Here is a 20219-nt window from a genome sequence, read left to right as displayed (position 1 = left end):
GCAGAACGCCAATGGATACTTTGCTTGAAGGGAAATTGATTTGGGTTGAAAAGAATTTGACTCAAATCTAATCTGACAGACACCCTAGAAAAACTGGTAACTGTCAGATCGGGTCTGAGCTAATACATTTTAATGCACTCGTTACTGATTACGCCTTCTTTTTGTCCGCAAAGCGTACCTGCAATTCAGTCAGGATCATTTTTTGGGTTTCCACCACGGCTAAAGATTTGACCAGTTCCAATTGTTGCTCATGAAATCGAGCCTTCAGTTCATTGTTTTGCTTGGAAACTTCCGACAATTGATTTCTTAGCTCAATTATTGCGGCTTCTTTTGTCGCCAAATCAGACTTCAGCAACGGAATGTGACTCGCTGCGACCTTAAGAGACTCAATCTCACTAACATGCTTGCGCTCGGCACTTTGCAGATCGTAAATCGACTTTTTAGCCTGAGAAAGCTCAGTAACTAATCTGGCACCATCCTGATTGAGTCCTGTAATCTCGTTTTGCTTGAGGACTAGATTTTGCTGCAAGTGGCGAATTTCGCCTTGTAGCTGCTGAATTTGATGTTCGTGGCGCCTGATATCCTGGTCGCGCTGCTCCTTTACTGACTCACGATAATGTTCTAAAGCCTCCCGCGCATGGGTGTGCTTGGTTTCCAAAGATTGCCGGTGCGCCTCGTTTTCGCCTAGGCGTTCTTTCAAATCAGCTACCTGTTGTTCCAGCGTGTGGCGCAGAATTGTTTCTCGTTGTAACGATTCCGAGGTTCTGGCGTGTGCTGCCACTTCGCTTTGGTTTCTGACCTCGGCAGCGCTTAATTTGCCACTTAATGCCTCATTGGCGGTGGTTAGTGTGGCAATTGATGCATTAAGCTGCCGTTCATTCTCTGTGCTTTGTGTTTGTACCTCGTTTATCCGCGCATTGGCTTCTTCTTCCAGCTGGACAGCCAGGCGCGCCACCAGATCATGCAAGGCCTCACTGATAGAGGTCTTGCGTTCGGCAATCCCGCCATCTTCCATCTCTAATTCTTTGAGATATTTGTGAATGGTCGACTTGGAGCCGGTATTTCCAAGCGCGACACGAACTGCATCGACAGAAGGATGTCGCCCCTGCGCCATTAGGGCGTCGCGTGCCTTTTTCACTTCCGATTTGTATAAACCAGTTCGCGCCATATCGCCATTCCATGAAATATCGTAACAAATTACATACCATGTAATTACATAATATTTCATGAGGAATTACAAGGGAATTTATATTGCATTTAATAGCGGATAATGTAGAGTTATCCTGTGTGAAGCACCAAAAATAAGGTAAATTAGCCATTTTGTGTGTAATCATCAAAATCATGAGTAAGATTGATCAATACATTCACGCAGCCACCCGCGACAACACGCGGCAAAGCTATCAAACTGCAATTCGTCACTTTGAAGTCGAATGGGGTGGGTTTTTACCGGCTACGGCGGATAGTATTGCGAATTACCTGGTTGACCATGCCGAGTCACTTGCAATCAATACGCTGCGACAGCGTTTGGTGGCATTGGCGCAATGGCACATCTCACAGGGTTTTTCCGATCCCACTAAATCACCAGTCGTTCGCAAGGTGTTTCGAGGCATACAAGCGCTCCACCCTGCTAGAGAGAAACAAGCGAAGCCATTACAACTCGATCAACTTGAGCGTGTAGTTAAATGGTTAGATGATTCAATTGACGTGGCGTGCCGGTTCGGGGATCGTCAAAAGGAGCTCCGTTATGTTCGCGACAAGGCTCTTTTATTAGTTGGATTCTGGCGAGGCTTTCGTGGCGACGAACTAACAAGATTGCGGATTGAGTATATTGAGATCGTTCAAGGCGAAGGGATGACCTGTTATCTTTCCCAGACCAAAGGTGATCGTCATTACAAGGGAACTAGCTTTAAGACGCCTGCCCTTTCTAGACTTTGTCCGGTAGAGGCTTACTTAGAATGGATAAAAGTTTCTCAATTGAGTTCAGGCCCAGTTTTTCGTGCGATTGATCGATGGGGTCATATTGATGGACATGGATTGAATCAAGACAGTCTAGTGCCAATTTTTCGAAAGGTAATGCAGAAAGCTGGGATCGTAGATGTTGAGTTGTACAGTGGGCATTCGTTGCGCCGTGGATTCGCTAATTGGGCAAGTTCAAATCACTGGGATATTAAGACTTTGATGGAATATGTCGGGTGGAAGAACATACAGTCCGCCATCCGCTATATAGACTCTGCAGATTCATATTCTCAAAGACGTATAGAGTCAGGCCTAAAGAACGGCGACAAATAGTCAAAAAAATGTACTGTTTTAATTCGACTAATTTAAACTGGATGGTTTCGCTAACAAAACTCATATTTAGTCATACTCACGTACCGATCATATTCCCAAAATCGCACCAAATAGTCTAGCAACCATCAATGAATCAAAGCCGAAATATCTAACAACAAGGTCAACATCGAATCCAATTTACTCAGTCGCCATTGGGGTCGACATTTGCTCAAATGCAGTTAGAGCATCCGCTGCATACATTAATGATGGTCCACCGCCCATATACACGGTCATACCGAGCATCTCTTCAAATTCAGCGCGACTGACGCCTAGTTTAATTAGAGCCTGCACATGAAAGCCGATGCAGCCATCACAATGTGCGGCAATACCCAGTGCGAGTGCGATTAGTTCTTTCGTCTTTTTATCCAAAGCACCATCTTTAGTTGCGGCTTGTGCCAGCATCGAGAAGGCCCTCATGACATCCGGCGTATCTGTCCGCAATGTCGCTAATGAAGCAGAAATTGACTTTGTAATATCGTGGTAATTCTTATCCATAAATTGCTCCTTGATCGATGTTGATGGCGACATTATGTCCCAGCAGTAGTTGGATACAAGTAATATTCTTAGGGGATATTGAGGCATCGCAAACCGCTCAACAATCGAATAGAAATTACTTGCAATCTGCATTTAATCAATTAAGATAGTAACTAATTACTTACTTTATTCAAAGATGCTCCCAAAGAAAAGAAAGAACGTCGAATCGTGGAATTTCATGCAAAGCACCTCCCAGCTGATGAACGCAAAGCTGTCACTGTAGAAGCAGTCATAGCGTTAGCTGCCACCAAGAATCCCGGCGATATCACTACCGCCGCCATTGCTCAACACATGCAATTAACTCAGGGCGCTCTGTTTCGTCACTTCCCAACCAAAGATGCGATTTGGCAGGCAGTGATGGAATGGGTTAGCCAACATCTTCTTGGGCGAATTGATAAAGCATCTGAGGGTATTGAGTCACCATTGAAAGCGATGTATGCCATGTTTACGAGCCATCTGGAATTTGTCGTTGAACATCCAGGTGTGCCGCGTATGCTATTTGGCGAGCTGCAAAAAGCAGAAATGACACCGGCAAAACGTTTAGCGCAAACCTTAATTAAAGCATACGCAGAACGGCTACACGCAATCATAGAACGTGGAAAATCTGTCGGTGAGATTTCCACAGATGTTAATACTCAAGCTTGTGCCATTTTGTTTATCGGCACAATTCAAGGCTTGGTAATGCAATCATTGTTATCTGGGGATCTTCAAAAAATTCTGCTGGATGCGCCAGAAGTTTTCTCTATTTACGAACGCGGCCTCAGGAGTACCCTATGAAACGAGTGATTCGACAGTATGGACGCAAATCTGCACTTGCCATTGTCATGATCGTGATGCTTGGATTACTAGGTTTTGTCTTTCTGCGTTCGGGACCATTAGCCCCCATTACCATCACCGCTGTCAATGTCGAAAAGCGTGCAATTCAGCCTTCCCTGTTTGGCATTGGAACTGTAGAAGCGCGTTACACACACAAAATCGGCCCCACAGTTGCTGGCCGTGTAAAGCGCGTTGAAGTACAAACTGGTGATGTAGTGAAGCAAGGGCAAATTTTAGCTGAAATTGACCCTATCGATTTTGAGGAAAAAATACATGCGCTTGATGCGAGCGTCAAACGCGCAGGGGCGAATATTTTGGGTGCTGAAGCAAACACTCAAGAGTCGCAAGCACGTAAAAAATTTGCAGAGCTACAGGTGAAGCGCTATGAGCAACTACTGCCATCGCGGGTTATCAGTGAAGAAGCGATGGAAGTAAAACGACAAGACTTACGTATTGCGCAGGCAAATGCAATTGCTGCACAAGCTAACCTCGATGCAATGCGTGATGAACAACAACGCACTCGCGCCGAACGGGATGGCATGGCGCGCCAAAAATCAAATTTGCGCTTATTGTCACCCGTGGATGGTATCGTGATGCGTCGTGAAATAGATCCAGCAACCACTGTAGTTGCTGGACAAGCTGTGTTAGAGATAGTGGAACCGAGCTCAATTTGGATCAATGCACGTTTTGATCAGCAACGAGCTTTCGGTTTAACTTCGTCACTAGCAGTGCAAATCTCCTTACATACGCGAGCCTCTGCGTTGCCCGGCAAAATCGTCCGTATTGAGCCGCATGCCGATTCGGTTACCGAAGAACTGCTAGCGAAAATTTCATTTGGTCATTTGCCGCAACCACTGCCCTCAATAGGTGAATTAGTTGAAGTCAATGTCGTGATGCCATCGCAAAAAATCATGCCAGTTGTGCCGAATGCCAGCCTGCAACGCTTACAAGGGCAACTTGGAGTGTGGAAACTTAATCAGGAAAAATTGCAATTCGTCCCGGTCAAAATTGGTATTAGTGACCTCGCTGGCAACGTCCAAGTGCTAGAGGGATTACAAGGAGGTGAGCGTATCGTCGTCCACAGTTTTAAAAAATTAAATACAGCCAGTCGAATTAAGGTCGTCGATCAACTTGCCGGAACATCCAAATGATTAGCCTGGCCAGTCGCGATATTTTACATAGCTGGGGTAAATTCGTTTTTACTGGGATGGGTCTTGGCCTGTTAATAGGTGTAACGCTCACTATGGCAGGCCTTTATCGCGGCATGGTAGATGATGCCAAAACTCTGCTTGATAATAGCGGCGCTGATTTATGGATAGTGCAACAAGATACCCTCGGGCCATACGCAGAGGCATCGAGTATTTATGACGACACTTATCGCAGCCTACTTGGCATGCAAGGCGTAGCTGCAGCTAGCAATGTGACATACCTTACGATGCAAGTACGTAGAACCCAAGCGCACGGTACAAATATGGCGAATGAGGTTCGCGCGATGATTGTCGGCACCGTTACCAACGCACCTGCACAACCAGGACAGCCAGCCTATCTAGTCGCTGGTAGACACATCACGCGTGATCACTATGAAGCTATCGCAGACATCTCTTCAGGCTTACAACTCGGAGACAACATCAAAATTCGCCGCAATCAATATCAGGTAGTCGGACTGACCCGTCGCATGGTGTCGTCCGGCGGCGATCCGATGATTTTCATTCCATTGCGTGATGCGCAAGAGGCACAATTTTTAAAAGACAACGATGCGATTGTCCGGCAACGTGCACGCACCGCACAAAATCCGGCACTAAATCGACCTAATACGCCAACGCTATTGGCAGCAGTAATTCAGTCACAAAGTATGAACAACTCCGTTAACGCTGTTTTAGTGCAAATAAGCCCTGGAACCGATCCCGAAAGTGTTGCAGAGCCAATCCGTCGATGGAAGCATTTAACAGTTTATACACGCGTACAAATGGAAGACATATTGATTGCAAAATTAATCGCCACCTCTGCCAAACAAATTGGTATGTTCTTGGTGATATTAGCGATCGTCAGTGCCGCGATTGTTGCCTTCATTATTTATACACTAACGATAGGGAAAATTCGTGAGATCGCAGTACTAAAATTAATTGGTACAAAAAACCGCACAATTGCCACCATGATTCTGCAGCAATCCTTAGCCTTGGGTGTTATCGGTTTTGCAGTAGGAAAAATATCAGCAACATTTTGGGCACCCATTTTCCCCAAATATGTATTGCTAGAAAATAGCGACGCCGTCAGTGGTTTTTTTGCAGTAATGGCGATTTGTATGTTAGCCAGCTTACTCGCGATACGCGTTGCTTTACAGGTAGACCCAGCGGAGGCCATTGGTGGATAAATCACTAAACACACAAGGCAAAGGTATTCGAATCGAGAATCTAACCAAGACCTATGGTCAAGGAGATACTGCAGTCCATGCCTTAAAAAATGTCAATATGGTGGTAGCCCCCGGCGAAGTGGTTGGTCTGGTGGGGCCATCTGGCTCTGGTAAAAGTACCCTTTTAAAATGTCTCGGTGCCGTCATTGAGCCGACGTCAGGGCGCATGATTTTAGGCCAAGATGTGATCTATGAGAATGGATGGAATATTAAAGATTTACGAGCACTAAGGCGTGACAAGATTGGCTTTGTTTTTCAAGCACCGTATTTAATTCCGTTCTTAGATGTCACTGATAATGTAGCTCTATTACCAATGCTGGCAGGTGCTGCCAATGCCGAAGCTCGTCAACGTGCGGTCGCACTCTTAGAGGCGTTGGATGTAGGACATAGAGCCAAAGCAATGCCATCCCAATTATCTGGAGGCGAGCAACAAAGGGTTTCGATTGCACGTGGATTAATCAACCGACCACCAGTCATCTTAGCCGATGAGCCAACCGCACCACTTGATAGTGAACGCGCATTAGCTGTCATCCGCATACTCAACCAAATGGCTAAACAGTTCGATACCGCCATCGTCGTTGTTACTCACGATGAAAAAATTATCCCCACGTTCAAGCGGATTTATCACATACGCGACGGCGTGACTTATGAAGAAGCTGGAGAAGGCAGAAACTTTGCTTAGGGTCTCGATGAATCGCAACTTCGTTGTCTTTGACTCGTGAAAACTTCTTACAGAATTTATCGATGATGTGACCTTGCACAATAAGGGGGGCCATAGATGTGCTGACACACATCTATGGGGATGTCTAAAAATTCAAAACACAAATCTCGACTAGATATCAAAAACTAACTGATGAGGACAACTCTGCATAGAATGTATCGCTATACAGTTAGCATCAGTTCGCATTTTGAAAGATGCCGATCAATAAATCAAATCAGAACTTCCATGTGCCACTAACATACATAGAACGTCCAACTCCCGGCACGGTCGTCCCATGAGGAACGCCCATTCCCATCGTAGCACCCTGTCCTAGATAAGCACCACCCAAGGGTAAAGAATAAAAACGATTGGTTAAATTCTCCACACCAAAATCAATTCGTCCCTGCTGAAAATCATAACTTGCACGCAGATTTACCAATGCGTAACCAGAGGTATTTAACTCACGGCGAATTTCTGAAACATGAGATTTAGCATTGACCACCTGCCACTCTAAGGTATTTGTCCATCGATCAATTTGCTGCTGCAAGCTGAATTTTGCATTCAATGGCATGATGTTATAGAGACCAGTATGCGTTTGTGTGTTCTCTCCGCGCACATAATTGATACCGCCTTTCGCGTGAATTTTTCCAAAATCGCGGGATTGTGCGAGCGTTTTTTCGAACGACAAATCGATTCCGAATAACTCAGCTTGCTGATTACTCAAACTCACGTTAACAAAACCATCTTTACGCGCAGCACAAATTTTTCCAATGGACGAACAAGCGACAGCATCAATGTAATCACGCACCCTTGTATAAAATGGCGCAAACTTGAATTCAATTCCGCTTTCAACAAAATTCTGCCAATGAATTGTCGCACTCAGCGTTTGCGCAATCTCTGGTTTCAATTGCAAATTACCAACGTAGCCATTGCCATCGCCAAACCAATTGTTCATGTTCATCACCATGGTATTACTATTTGCCCATGTATAACGCTCATATAAATTGGGTGAACGCGTCTTGTAAGCATAGCCGCCATCAACACTGAAATTACTATCTGGGGCAAAACGAAATACCGCGCTTACATCAATATTATTATCGTTGCGTTGACGATCACTATGATTGAAGATGCCAGGAATAGATGTGGTGGAAGTTGGATCACCATAGGCCATATTGTTATATCCAGCGACGGCACCGCTATCCATTCTGACGCGTTCACTGCGCACACCGAGCTGACTAAACCAAGCAGGACTCCACTGCGCTTCCCACTCAGCGAATAAAGCAAGTCGATTACGTTCGCCATCTTTAATATTGATAAAGGTATTCGGTGCCATCATCATGCCCGTACCTGATGCATTCCACCAATCGTTCATGCGATATCGCTGCAATTCGGAGCCAAGAATCAATTTATCACGCTCAGACAACACCCAATTTGCTTTGAGTACCGCACCCGTGTTGTGTCCCGCTGTTTCCATCGGCATGCCAGGCGCATTACCATACCAATATTGCTTATCATCAGAAAAATTCATTCTATGTTGCGTGTGTTCATGATAAATCCGTGCATCGACATTGCCCCACTCAAGTTGCTGGCGATAATGCAGATTGATTTGCTCACTACGATTACGCGTCATATCCATGCGTTGATTTGGAAAGCCTTGTAAAGGAATATCTTGCAACCCTAGTTTCAATTCAAGTAATTGATCGGAGCCCCTTATCGCAAAGCCTAATGCATGATTTTCACTTTGGTAAGCGGATGAACCAACTTCTCGGCCAGATGTCACGCTTCCTAAGGCAGACAATCCATTCAATTTGAAAGACTTCGCTGCCAGATAATTATCGGCTTTTGCAACTGCACCTGAATAGTTCAAACTGAAGCTGGGTGTCGCATAATTGGCGTTCACATTAGCGCCGCGCGCATGACTATTACTTCGAAAAAAGACTCCGGCTTGCCCTTTTAAAATATTTCCTTGATCTTCATTGGCAAACACGGGGGCAGAGGAATTGACTTTGATGGTGCCACCGATACTATCTCCACCACTGCTGACAGGGGCGATGCCATTCAGTACCTGTATGCTCCCTACATTGCTTGGATCGATATACGATAACGGCGGATTCATGTGATTTGCACACGCCGAAATCAAGTTCATGCCATCGACCTGAATACGCAAGCGATCATCTGCTAAACCATGTAAAGATGGTAGGCTCGAAAGTCCGCCCGCTTTATATAAACTCATGCCTGGAATATTTTCTAAAAGTGACGCCGTATCACTCAAAATGCTCGCTGACCCAGTTTTACTTTCTCCATCAACGTTAGGTGCAGCAATCTTCTCGCCACGAATAGTGATTTGACTAAGGACTTGATTTTTCTTTGAGACACTTTGCGGGACTTGGCCAAAAGAAAATTGGCTTGTGAATGTGGCGACAATAGCCAAAACAATTAATTTTTTTCGATAAAGCGTATTCATAATTAGTTCTTCAATAAATTCTTCGTTAAGAACATTCATAAGAACGTTCCTGTGAACGATATGTGTAGGCAGTAGCGCACGCTACGCAAAAAATTGGACTCGTCACGAGATAAAATGTTTGCCTTTTTTCAGGCAGAACAAATATCTCACTCCATTACTCTTATTGTTCTATTGAGGCGTAATGAGATATCCATTCATTACCCTGAACTTCGTCATAGTAATGAACGGTTGTTGATCAATCATAGAAATGCATTTCCTTAAATAAAGGAAATCAATCAAGCGTTAATCGTCACTTAGCCAGCGAAATTTGAAGGTGGGCCACGAGCAAAAAATACCGTCGTGATAAATGAATAAAATCCAGTTGCGGAAATAGGTGGCAGCAAATAAACATATCGATGTGACGTGTGATAAGTTATACCGTAATATGTCGTTAGTAAGATGCCCGACGGTAGACACAAAGAGCAATCAAGTAAGTGCCCTTGCATGGATGCGCCCGTTGATTCGTCAATACCCAAACCATTGATACCAGTTTCTTGCGCGACAAATTTATAGCCAGTGCTGGTACAAACCAGATTGAGAATCTTGGGATTCACAACTGGAGAAACGATTGCAACACCCAAAGTCAATCCGTAAAGCAGCAGCAATAGCTGTACTAAACGTAATAAAACTGAGCGTTGTTGTACTAAGGTTTGCATCGAAGCTTACGAAATAAGAAACAACTTGAGTAAAAATAAGAGTGGCGATCAAACCCACACTCGGTTCTTGATTGAGCCGTTTGGATCACGGTTTCCACAACATGCAGATAAGACCTAATTCTACGGTCTTTATTTGTTCGAAAGGATGATAAATATCATGAATCGTTCTTGTGATCCTTTCCTTAAACTAGGCTTTAATATCTGCTATTAATGATCATTAAAGTCGATCAAATGTACCGAACTACTCAGCTCAAACTTCCTCGAAGTACAAAAATTTTTAAATGTAACTGCGGGCACAAGTCTCTCTTCACAAAACGAAGTGAAGCGATATAACTTCAATTAAAAGCTATGTGCTCATGTCGATTACGCTTCCTGATTTGACTCAAATCAATGAAAATAAGATTGGGGTTAATAGCAGTTGACCTAACTACATTTAGTTACTATTCTTTAAAACACACTACATATTGTGTTTTAAGGAGCATAAATGAGCTTAACCCTTCCTTTGCTGCATCGTGAAGTAATCAAACGAGATGGCTGCGTTGTCAGCTTTGACGCAAGTAAAATAGCTTCTGCAATCAAACGCGCTGGTACAGCAAGCAATGAATTTGTAGCCGATCAAGCGCACAAAATTACGATGCAAGTGCTCAGCCTCATTGAGAAATTTCCAGCACCTCAGCCACTTTCTGTTGAACAAATTCAAGATTTGGTTGAATCATGCTTGTTTGAAGCAAACTACCGAAAGACCTTACGCGCCTATATCGTTTATCGTGAACAGCATCAGAAACTAAGGGTTGATAACAAATCCCTAGTCGATGTTGAATTATCGATGAATGAATATCTAAACAGACAAGATTGGCGTATTAATGCAAACGCCAATCAGGGATATTCACTAGGTGGATTGATACTCAATGTTTCAGGAAAAGTTATTGCTAATTACTGGCTCAATCATGTCTATCCACCTGAAGTAGGACAAGCCCACAGAAATGCCGATTTGCATATTCATGATCTTGATATGCTGGCAGGCTATTGTGCAGGTTGGTCTTTGCGCACTTTACTAAACGAAGGTTTAAATGGGGTTCCGGGAAAAGTGGAATCTGATCCGCCCAAGCATTTTTCTAGCGCCATCGGGCAGATCGTCAATTTTCTCGGCACGCTACAAAATGAATGGGCTGGCGCGCAGGCATTCAGTTCTTTTGATACCTACATGGCGCCTTATGTGCGCAAAGATAAGCTCGATTACAAGGACATTAAACAATATCTACAAGAGCTCATTTACAACTTAAATGTACCATCGCGCTGGGGCACCCAAACACCGTTCACCAATCTGACTTTCGATTGGATATGCCCAGAAGATTTACGTGAGCAAGTACCAGTGATTGCTGGTGTTGAGATGGATTTCACTTATGGTGATTTACAGGCAGAAATGGATCTCATCAATCGCGCTTATATCGAAGTCATGATGGCAGGCGATGCAAAAGCGCGTGTCTTCACCTTCCCTATTCCTACCTACAACATCACCGAGGATTTTGATTGGCATAGTCCAAATGCAGAATTGCTTTTTGAAATGACGGCACGTTATGGCTTACCTTACTTTCAGAATTTCATTAACTCTGAGTTGAAACCGAACATGATACGTTCGATGTGCTGTCGACTTCAGTTAGACCTGCGTGAACTACTAAAGCGCGGTAACGGCTTATTTGGCTCAGCCGAACAAACGGGTTCTCTTGGTGTCGTCACCATCAATTGTGCGAGGTTAGGTTATTTGCATCGTGGCGACGAACCTAGCTTATTGTCTGCCCTCGATAAGTTGCTTGAGTTAGGAAAAACTAGCTTAGAGATCAAACGCAAAGTCATACAGCGCCATATGGATAATGGTCTATTCCCCTACACCAAACGCTACCTCGGCACATTGCGCAATCATTTCTCTACCTTAGGCGTGAATGGTATCAATGAAATGATACGTAACTTCACCGACGATCAACACGATATCAGCAGCGACACAGGGCACGCGATAGCCGTTCGCTTATTGGATCATGTACGTGGACGTATGTTGGCCTTTCAAGATGAAACCGGGCATATGTACAACTTAGAAGCAACACCAGCAGAAGGGACAACTTATCGTTTTGCAAAAGAAGACCGTAAACAGTTTCCCACCATTTTGCAAGCCGGCACCCAGGATATGCCCTACTACACTAACTCGTCGCAATTACCGGTCGGCTTTACAGATGACCCATTTACCGCCCTCACTTTGCAAGATGATCTTCAACGCAAATACACAGGGGGAACGGTCTTACATTTGTATATGAGTGAGGCGCTCAGCAGTGCCGACGCTTGCCGCCATTTGGTACGTAAGGCGCTTAGTCGATTCACCCTACCCTACATCACTATTTCACCGACATTCTCAATTTGCCCTAAGCATGGATATCTTCGTGGGCAGCATGAATTTTGTCCAAAATGCGATGAAGAATTAATCGCTCGTAAGCAACATCAGTTTGTTTAACTTAAATAGGAGTCTCTATGAACACTAGCAATGCCCCTCTTTCTCAAACACAAAATCCATCGATCATCTTAGATGATGCGGAACGTCAAGTCTGTGAAGTCTGGACCCGTGTCATGGGCTATCATCGACCAGTGAGTTCATTTAATACGGGCAAAAAAGGGGAGTTTTATGAACGCACTTATTTTCAAGAAAATACAGTAGAGAAAGCTTACTGAGATGCCAGCAGCGACAGCATTGCGCACACTTAAAGTTGGTGGAATAACGAAATTTAGCAGCACCGATTATCCAGGTAAATTATCGTTAGTCGTGTTTGTGCAAGGCTGTCCATGGCGCTGCGGGTATTGTCATAATCCGCATTTGCAAACCAGAACAGCCGATGCGCCGATTACTTGGGCGTCCGTTCTACATTTGTTAAGGCAACGCGTCGGCTTTATCGACGCCGTTGTTTTTAGCGGTGGTGAGGCAACAATAGATCCAGCATTAAGTTCTGCAATTGACGAAGTGCGTCAACTAGGATTTGCAGTTGGCTTGCATACTGCTTGCATTTATCCCCGCCAACTACAAGCCATCTTGCCCAAACTAGATTGGGTAGGCTTTGATATCAAAGCCCCCTTTCATCGCTACCCCGTTGTGACGGGCAAAGCGGATAGTGGTCAGCATATTCAGGCATGCACACAGATGATACTGGCTAGTGGAGTCGATTACGAATGTCGTACCACGGTTCATCCTGCATTGTTGTCTTCTGAGGATATATTGAATTTAGCTTACGATTTATCAGTAATGGGTGTTACCAACTATGCGATACAACTGTTTCGATCACAAGGCTGCCTAGACACAAATTTACAAACAAGTCTGCCAAACAATTATCTGGATGCGACAACGCTGCAAACTCTTCAAGATCTATTCCCCAAGTTCATATTTCGACAAAATCATTAAAGCGCATTGCAATGCGCACTAGGACTTGCAGCTAAAAGTGTCTCCCATAAGTAGCTGGCTTAAAGATTCAACCCATCCCAAAAGTACAGATTGCAAAATGCAATTGTCGTCATAGACCCAACTAGAAATTGGGAAAATAGCAGACCACCGTACGCTGGGAGCTTCATAGCACTTTTAAACCTTCCATACATTTAAAAAAATATATCTACTTCGCGCTGATTATCAATCAAACATTTGCCCACAAACAACCACCGATTTACACTAAGGCACCTAGGAGAAATTCACTCGTAAGTAACTAAGGATAGGAATTGATTATGTTGTACTTCCAATGGAATTCCACATTAAGTGTGGACAACACGCTCATCGATAGTGATCATCAAAACCTGATCAACATAGTCAATGAACTTTATACAGCTGCCGATCTAAAGCAGGATTGCGACATCTTGGAAGACATCCTACAGCGCCTATTCGATTACACCAGTGAGCATTTCGAGCGCGAAGAAGAAATGATGAAACTAACTGGTTATCCAGGCTTTGAAAACCATAAGAAGCAGCACAAGAAATTACTGGAGCGCGTAGTTCGTCTGCAAGCTTCTTTAGCTGAAAAAAGAGAATACGTCGCCAAAGAAACGGCTGAACTGCTAAAGTTTTGGCTTACTTCTCATATTTACATGGCCGATAAAGAATTGGCGATCGCGATTCAGAAGTCTGATGGAAGCCCTCAATAACACTCTTTCAATATTTTCATGGGCTTCTTGATTTTCCCATGTTGCCTTCTAGTTGCGTTTTCCGCAGTCGGTCGCTTATAGAAAATTTCACGGATTGTAGGATTACTATTCGAACAAGGCTGCAAACACGACTCCAAACGATTCATTGAGACGACGCCAACGGTAGGCAACGATGTCATATTTACGTCCAGCATTCGCCAGTGTGAAATTGAATCCTAGCTGATCACCAATGGCATGAGCACTTTGCGAGTCAAAAAGGCGCAAACGCTATCGCATCATGCGGGCATTAATCTGCACGACTGTTGGCGGTTATCTTGACTTGTACGACCTCTATCGCCAACTTTTCCAGACGACAATGGCACCAACTTCATCCACTGATCATCCCTCAATATGTTTCTCGTTAAGCTGGTTTAAGGTATCTTGTTATTTGAAAACTGAATGTAAACACACTTTCTTAAATGTTAACAGCTTCTAAACACTTTGAACCTCTTCGGAAAATTAGAGGTGCCAGCAAGTGGTTAAGTAAAAGTAAAACGGGAGACCATAATCTAAGCTGGAATACCAATAATGACACTAGATGCTTTAAAAATGCCGGTTGCGACTTGACCAACAGCTAGGCCTAAAGTATCGTAACTTTCATTGGTAATAGTCGCTGCCAAAGAGCTGCTACCGTTCATTTCGATCACAATTTCGGTATTCACTGCACCAACCTGAATTCGTGAGATTTGACCTGTGAGTTGATTACGAGCCGATAGCATAACAACACCACTAAGGCCGTTCATGACTATGATTGACGATGCCTTCACTAGGGCAAACACTTCAGTACCGATTCGCAAGCCTAGCTCCTCGGCGCTCTCATGTGTGATGATTGCAATTAATTTTTGATCGCCTGCGATTTGTAACTCTATTTCGTCATTCACCGCACCCAATTTAATATGCGTGATAATGCCTCGATATTGATTGCGTACACTGGTTTTCATATTCATTTTCTTAATCAATAAAAAGTCGTCTGCAATGCCTTCGGCGTGCTTGCCTAATTGTGCGATGAAATCACGATGTTCTTTATCGATAATTTTAAAATTGTCGACGAGCTGTTGACCACGCTTGGTTAAACGCGTGCCACCACCGCCTTTACCGCCGGTCAGTCGTTCGACCAAAGGTTCGCCCGCTAAATTATTCATGCTATCAATGGCATCCCAAGCGGCTTTATAGCTCATCTTGATATCTTTTGCCGCTTGTGTGATTGATCCCGATTCTGCAATCCGTGCCAGCAACTCAATGCGGCCTTTACCACCAAAATTCTCACCATCGACGGTCATCCAGACAGAGCCATTGATGGCAATAGTCGCGTTAGATTTATCTTTTGCTTGCATAGTGGGCCGTACTAATTATTCCCTGAAAGCGGGAAGCATACCGCAAACTCATCACACTTCATGCACTTTGGAGGCTGCAATCCGGGTTTTCCTTGAGCGGCACCGAGTTGTGCGTAAATAAAACGCTTCCATTTCCAATTCTGTGTATTTTGCAGGTACAGTGGTTCAAAATACTGCTGCAGTAATTGTGAGACCTCGTCTCGACTGTTGAGTCCCAAATCTTCCCATAAATGCCGACTACCCTGAGTTGCCGCCGCGATAGCGCGCGCTAGCCAATCGATGTGATCAACATTTTGCTCTGGTGACCGTAATTCGAGCAGCAGATGTCTTAGCGAAAAAAAATCTGCGGGTGTCGTTTCCAGTAAGCTTTGGTATTGACGGTCGGAAAGCGGCTCTAAAGCTTCGACTTCAGGGATGCACGCTCGCAGCATCTGAATCAGCTTTATTTGACTTAGCCCCAGTGTCCACGCAAACAGTGGTAACTCACCTTCTTGTGCGTTTCTCAGGACACCCTTAATCGCACGCAAAGAGACCGGGCTGTCGTCTCGTTTAACTATCAACCGTGATATTTGATGAAGTTGAAAACTATCCATGATGACTGTTAATCCGCTATTTTCTTAACTTCAATTGACTTCAGCCATTTGACATGACGTGGACCGGTACGTAGGTCTTTACTAGAGATCATAGCGATACGGCCTTCATCATCGGCAAGCGCTTTGCCGTCCTTTTCAAAAAAGACCATGACGCCATCACCGACCGGAGAGTTGAAGAGTTCGCTCCAAGAAAACACGACTTTGTAATCGTCGCTTGCCGTAGCAATGATGACTGTTTTCTTAACATCATTGTGATCGCGTGACACGACGACCGCTTTTTCAAGAATATCGCGCAACAAAACACCTTTGAAATTTTCTAAGTTACCTACATTTGCTCCGCTCTGGCAAATGAGCGGAAGCTCGGCGACTTTTTGCGGCGGAAATTGGCGCAAGTCTTCGACACGCAACACTAACTTTTTCTCTACCGCGCCATTGACCGTAATGCTATGAGTGACGTATTTTGCGGGGTCGAGTTTCTTGTCATGCGCAAACGCTGGTGAACACGATGCTGATATGGCGATTAAAGAAACAAGCAATAAACTACGTAGATAGTGCGTCATATTTTTCTTTCTTTGGTATTAGGTGTGATTAGTAAGAGTGTTTGATAAGTGTGCTGCATTAGAACCGATATTGAATATTGCCAAACCACATCCGTCCGGGGTTAGGAAAGCCATCTGCCAAGCTATAATTTTTATCTGATAAGTTGTTCACCCCAGCTTCTAAGACGACATCCTTTGAAGGCTTGTAGCTGATTTTCAAATTGCTTGTCGTGAAGCCTGCCAGTTCTACACTATTCGATACCCAACGACTGCTGTTATTCTCGACAAAGATCATTGCATCGAGATTGGAGGCGGCTCGCAATAGTAGATGTGCTGTTACTTTATGTTTGGGAATATCAGTTAACCTGGTGGCAGGATTACTGAGGTTATTCAAATTCGTTATGGTGTAATTTCCTCCTACGACGAGCTGTGAATTCAGATCTGCTTTAATACCTAGTTCGAGTCCCGTCACGCGTACCAATCCCACATTCTGCATTTGAGATTTAATGCCAGAGACGTTTGCGACGGTTTGAATTTTATTGCTGACATCGCTGTAAAAAAATGCAGCTTCAGTTTGTATCGCTTGCGAATAAATACCTTGATAGCCAATTTCATAGTTCAAGGATTTTTCTGGCTGTAAATTAGGGTTTTCGATGAAACTACCCAATCGCTGCGAATAGCGATCCTTCAATGTCGGCAAGCGTGTTTTCTTGGCCGCCGTTGCGTACAAACGCGTTGTGTTTGACCACGTATAGAACAATCCAGCTTGCATGTCCTGCGCCGACTTGGTATCAGGCAAAGAATAAGGATTGCCAAGGCTATACACGGTCGCCGGACGTAAAGTATGGCGACCGGCACCCAAGGACAGTAAGGTGGCGGCATTGAGTTCTATATTGTCTTCTATCGCTATTGATGCCAAGGCATCTTCGTAGCTAGTATTGAGTGTGCCATTCGCATCCAGCTCCTTATGTTGATCGGCCTTGTAATGCCCCATCAGCCGTATCGTCTGCCCACTCAGGCGTGCCGATTCTAAAGTGAATGACGCGCCCTTGGTTTTATCATCGTAAATACTGCGCCCGGTACCAACACTTCCAGAGCCAGAAGTTTTCAGCTTGGTGTAGCTGTCATTGGTATAGGTATCCACTTCATTGCCATAATTATCTTGATAAAGTCTGGCGCTGAATGTTTCGTAGTCGCCGAAACTCGTCTTAGACGTGAAGTACACGCTGTCTTTATCCCAGTAAGGCCATTTCCAATAGCGAGCGGCGGCGGGAACAGTGGATGGCGGCTGCCCTTTTTGTCCATTTTGTTGGTAGTAGTTGATGGCATATTCATCATGCGCATTCGGTGTCAGGCCGAGCTTGATTGATACCTTACTGTCTTTGCGGGACGCGTTATTACGCATGCCACCATCCTCCGTAGAGCTTGCAATGAAATCAGAAGACAAAGGAAAACCATCACTTTGCAGGTAAGACACGCCAGATTGTAGATACCAGCTTCCCTGATTCGTTCCAATATTGGCAGATAGCTGTTTTTCACTGCCAGAAGCAAAACCCAGGAGTGCATCTGCTTCGATAATTTTCTTAGGTTTTCGTGAGATTAAGTTGATCGCACCACCCAAAGTATTCGGGCCATAAGCCATAGAGCTGAAGCCTTTCGCCACCTGAATGGCCGCAAGATCCGCCGTACTAAAGCGATTAAAATCCACATAACCGTCATACGGCACATAGACTGGAATGCCGTCTATGAATAAGGGAACCTGACGTGGGTCAAAACCCCGTACTGAAATCATTTTTTCGTTTCTGGAATTGTTTGATAAGCTAATACCTGATAGTAGATTCAAGGCATCACCGACATTATTGCGATTAAATTGCAAAAGATCTTTGCTAGTGATTACTGAGGCAACCTGATCGCTGCCAATGTCACCCAATTCAATGACGGGCAAACGTTTACTTACAACCAATACGGTGCCAAGTTCAAAGTTGGTGTTGGTCGTTTTTTCTTGAGCTAAGGCCGTAGAACCAAATATGGCTGTACTGATAGCCAGGCACAAAAGACTTTTAGGTAAAACTTGGGTGGGAACAACATGATGCTGATGATGGTGAAACTTTTTCATACACGTTCTTTCATAAAACACGTTATAGCAACTTATATATAGAGATAGTTAAAAAATATTAGGCAACGTCTGCCATGACCAGAGCTTCATTCTCACATTGTGGATCTTCGTACAATCTTCCATCGTGCATAGACATCACTTGTTCACCAAACACCTCAGCATCATCTGGATCGTGCGTAATCAATATCATGGGTACTTTCAAGGATCGTTGTAAGGCATCTAGTTCTTTGCGCATCACAATCCTCAACGCAGGATCAAGTGCCGCAAACGGTTCGTCTAGTAGTAACGCTGCTGGTTGTGATATTAAGGCGCGCGCTAATGCGGTACGTTGTTTCTGACCACCGGATAGCTCGTGCGGTAATTGATGTGCCACTGCTTGCAATTGAAAGGCATCAAGCCAATACTCCACTTTTGCATCCTTATTTTTCCCTTGCGGGTTGAACCAACCACGAACTAAACCGAAGGCGATATTCTGGCGCACATTCAAATGTGGAAATAATGCGTAGTCTTGAAATAGATAGGCGAGATGTCTTTGCTGGGGCGCTTGATTGATACGCTTGGTTTTATTGAATAATGTTTGATTGCCTAATTCAATATGCCCGGCATCAGGTGTGATCAATCCTGCGATTGCCTTCAAAGTGAGACTCTTACCGGAGCCCGATTCACCTAAAATCACAATACGCTGACTGTCGGTATTTAAACGTACATCCAAGTCAAATACACGGCTATTGGAACTCAGTCGCTTTTGAATATGAAAATTAAATCGCATCTTTTTATCTCTTCCATTCACCTGAAATGTCAGATGTTATTTCTACTAGCAATGCGTCCTGGCGCTAATTTACTAGCGATCATTAACACAACGATACACACGACGGAGGTCACGACCACTAAGGTATTCGCGACGTCATCATTGCCTGCCTGCACAGCTTCATAAATGGCGATTGAGAGCGTTTGAGTCTTACCTGGAATACTGCCTGCAACCATCAAGGTGGCGCCAAATTCCCCCAACGCGCGTGCAAAGCCCAGCAAGACACCAGCTAAAACACCGCGCCATGCCAAGGGTAAAGTGACTCTGAAAAATATCGCTGTCTCTGAAATTCCTAAAACCCGCGCTGCTTGTTCAAGTTGACCGTCTACCGCCTCAAATGCTGCACGAGCGGGTTTAAAAACCAAAGGGAAGGCAACGATTGATGCAGCAACGACAGCGCCTTGCCAAGTAAAAATAAAACTAAAACCAAAGTGATCTTGCAACCAGCCGCCCAACCAACTACGCCTTCCCATTAACACCAATAAGTAGTAACCAAGCACGGTAGGTGGCATCACCATAGGTAAAGTCAGTATGGTGTCCAGTAAGTCCCGCCCAAGAAATCGTGTGCGTGCTAAAACATAACCGACCAACACACCGAGAAATAAATTAATCAGTGTCGCTATACCTGCCACCTTGAGAGACAGCAGTACGGCAGTCCATTCAAAATTCATCTTCTTAT

20 protein-coding genes are annotated in these 20219 nt (G+C 44.4%); 9 read left to right on the top strand and 11 right to left on the bottom strand.

Annotated features, from left to right (window positions below; translation table 11 throughout):
• Nucleotides 1-148: 148 nt before the first annotated feature.
• Nucleotides 149-1228 carry a DNA-binding protein gene (locus tag ACFFJH_RS02705; protein ID WP_390209862.1) on the bottom strand — a complete coding sequence of 360 codons (1080 nt, stop codon included), beginning with the start codon at nt 1226-1228 and terminating at the stop codon, nt 149-151.
• Nucleotides 1229-1341: 113 nt separating this feature from the next.
• Between ACFFJH_RS02705 and ACFFJH_RS02700 the strand changes: the two genes are divergently transcribed.
• The gene (locus ACFFJH_RS02700) at nt 1342-2289 is read left to right on the top strand and encodes a site-specific integrase (RefSeq protein ID WP_390209861.1); all 948 of its coding nucleotides are present in this window, start codon (nt 1342-1344) and stop codon (nt 2287-2289) included.
• Nucleotides 2290-2466: 177 nt separating this feature from the next.
• Here the strand turns inward: ACFFJH_RS02700 and ACFFJH_RS02695 are convergent, their stop codons facing one another.
• Nucleotides 2467-2823 (bottom strand): carboxymuconolactone decarboxylase family protein, encoded by a 357-nt coding sequence (locus tag ACFFJH_RS02695; protein WP_390209860.1) that lies wholly within the window; start codon nt 2821-2823, stop codon nt 2467-2469.
• Between the two features lie 207 nt (nt 2824-3030).
• On the opposite strand from ACFFJH_RS02695, the gene ACFFJH_RS02690 reads away from it, so the two are divergent.
• The 4 genes from ACFFJH_RS02690 to ACFFJH_RS02675 are packed head-to-tail and all read left to right on the top strand — an operon-like array spanning nt 3031 to nt 6770.
• On the top strand, nt 3031-3639 hold the full coding sequence (locus tag ACFFJH_RS02690; protein ID WP_390209858.1) for a TetR/AcrR family transcriptional regulator: 609 nt from the start codon (nt 3031-3033) through the stop codon (nt 3637-3639).
• Entirely contained in the window at nt 3636-4829 is a 1194-nt protein-coding gene (locus ACFFJH_RS02685; protein WP_390209855.1) for an efflux RND transporter periplasmic adaptor subunit, read from the top strand. Before ACFFJH_RS02690 ends, ACFFJH_RS02685 begins: the two co-directional genes overlap by 4 nt.
• Nucleotides 4826-6049: an ABC transporter permease gene (locus ACFFJH_RS02680; RefSeq protein ID WP_390209853.1), complete on the top strand. Its 1224-nt coding sequence runs from the start codon at nt 4826-4828 to the stop codon at nt 6047-6049. The genes ACFFJH_RS02685 and ACFFJH_RS02680 overlap by 4 nt, the downstream gene beginning before the upstream one ends.
• Nucleotides 6042-6770, top strand: coding sequence for an ABC transporter ATP-binding protein (locus ACFFJH_RS02675; RefSeq protein WP_390209850.1), 729 nt, complete (start codon nt 6042-6044; stop codon nt 6768-6770). The genes ACFFJH_RS02680 and ACFFJH_RS02675 overlap by 8 nt, the downstream gene beginning before the upstream one ends.
• Nucleotides 6771-7023: 253 nt before the next feature.
• Here ACFFJH_RS02675 and ACFFJH_RS02670 read toward each other — a convergent pair whose 3' ends face one another.
• Together ACFFJH_RS02670 and ACFFJH_RS02665 are read right to left on the bottom strand one after the other, a co-directional pair.
• Complete coding sequence (locus ACFFJH_RS02670; RefSeq protein ID WP_390209848.1) at nt 7024-9291, bottom strand: TonB-dependent receptor plug domain-containing protein; 2268 nt, start codon at nt 9289-9291, stop codon at nt 7024-7026.
• 254 nt (nt 9292-9545) lie between these two features.
• The gene (locus tag ACFFJH_RS02665; protein ID WP_390209846.1) at nt 9546-9947 is read right to left on the bottom strand and encodes a hypothetical protein; all 402 of its coding nucleotides are present in this window, start codon (nt 9945-9947) and stop codon (nt 9546-9548) included.
• A gap of 484 nt (nt 9948-10431) precedes the next feature.
• Between ACFFJH_RS02665 and ACFFJH_RS02660 the strand changes: the two genes are divergently transcribed.
• The 4 genes from ACFFJH_RS02660 (at nt 10432) to ACFFJH_RS02645 (ending at nt 14111) form a co-directional block, all read left to right on the top strand.
• On the top strand, nt 10432-12447 hold the full coding sequence (locus ACFFJH_RS02660; protein WP_390209843.1) for a ribonucleoside triphosphate reductase: 2016 nt from the start codon (nt 10432-10434) through the stop codon (nt 12445-12447).
• Nucleotides 12448-12464: 17 nt separating this feature from the next.
• Nucleotides 12465-12662 carry an anaerobic ribonucleoside-triphosphate reductase gene (gene nrdD / locus ACFFJH_RS02655; protein ID WP_390209839.1) on the top strand — a complete coding sequence of 66 codons (198 nt, stop codon included), beginning with the start codon at nt 12465-12467 and terminating at the stop codon, nt 12660-12662.
• Nucleotide 12663: 1 nt separating this feature from the next.
• Nucleotides 12664-13383 carry an anaerobic ribonucleoside-triphosphate reductase activating protein gene (locus ACFFJH_RS02650; protein ID WP_390209837.1) on the top strand — a complete coding sequence of 240 codons (720 nt, stop codon included), beginning with the start codon at nt 12664-12666 and terminating at the stop codon, nt 13381-13383.
• A 314-nt stretch (nt 13384-13697) separates the two neighbouring features.
• Nucleotides 13698-14111, top strand: coding sequence for a bacteriohemerythrin (locus ACFFJH_RS02645; RefSeq protein ID WP_186956856.1), 414 nt, complete (start codon nt 13698-13700; stop codon nt 14109-14111).
• Nucleotides 14112-14216: 105 nt separating this feature from the next.
• On the opposite strand, the gene ACFFJH_RS02640 is transcribed toward ACFFJH_RS02645, so the two are convergent.
• The 7 genes from ACFFJH_RS02640 to modB all read right to left on the bottom strand — a co-directional run bounded on the left by ACFFJH_RS02640 (nt 14217) and on the right by modB (nt 20211).
• The gene (locus ACFFJH_RS02640) at nt 14217-14375 is read right to left on the bottom strand and encodes a hypothetical protein (protein ID WP_390209835.1); all 159 of its coding nucleotides are present in this window, start codon (nt 14373-14375) and stop codon (nt 14217-14219) included.
• Between the two features lie 284 nt (nt 14376-14659).
• Complete coding sequence (locus ACFFJH_RS02635; RefSeq protein WP_390209833.1) at nt 14660-15484, bottom strand: TOBE domain-containing protein; 825 nt, start codon at nt 15482-15484, stop codon at nt 14660-14662.
• Nucleotides 15485-15495: 11 nt separating this feature from the next.
• On the bottom strand, nt 15496-16077 hold the full coding sequence (locus tag ACFFJH_RS02630; RefSeq protein WP_390209831.1) for a nitrogen fixation protein NifQ: 582 nt from the start codon (nt 16075-16077) through the stop codon (nt 15496-15498).
• Between the two features lie 8 nt (nt 16078-16085).
• Nucleotides 16086-16637, bottom strand: coding sequence for a molybdopterin-dependent oxidoreductase (locus tag ACFFJH_RS02625; protein ID WP_390209829.1), 552 nt, complete (start codon nt 16635-16637; stop codon nt 16086-16088).
• 58 nt (nt 16638-16695) lie between these two features.
• Nucleotides 16696-18732 (bottom strand): TonB-dependent receptor plug domain-containing protein, encoded by a 2037-nt coding sequence (locus tag ACFFJH_RS02620; RefSeq protein ID WP_390209828.1) that lies wholly within the window; start codon nt 18730-18732, stop codon nt 16696-16698.
• Between the two features lie 58 nt (nt 18733-18790).
• Nucleotides 18791-19501 (bottom strand): sulfate/molybdate ABC transporter ATP-binding protein, encoded by a 711-nt coding sequence (locus tag ACFFJH_RS02615; RefSeq protein WP_390209827.1) that lies wholly within the window; start codon nt 19499-19501, stop codon nt 18791-18793.
• 29 nt (nt 19502-19530) lie between these two features.
• Complete coding sequence (gene modB / locus ACFFJH_RS02610; RefSeq protein WP_390209826.1) at nt 19531-20211, bottom strand: molybdate ABC transporter permease subunit; 681 nt, start codon at nt 20209-20211, stop codon at nt 19531-19533.
• Between the last annotated feature and the right edge of the window lie 8 nt (nt 20212-20219).

The sequence above is a fragment of the Affinundibacterium danionis genome (genome assembly GCF_042432465.1).
GTDB lineage: Bacteria > Pseudomonadota > Gammaproteobacteria > Burkholderiales > Burkholderiaceae_D > Undibacterium > Undibacterium danionis.
Note: the sequence above shows the minus strand (reverse complement) of the source record. Positions and strands in the feature narration are given on the sequence as shown.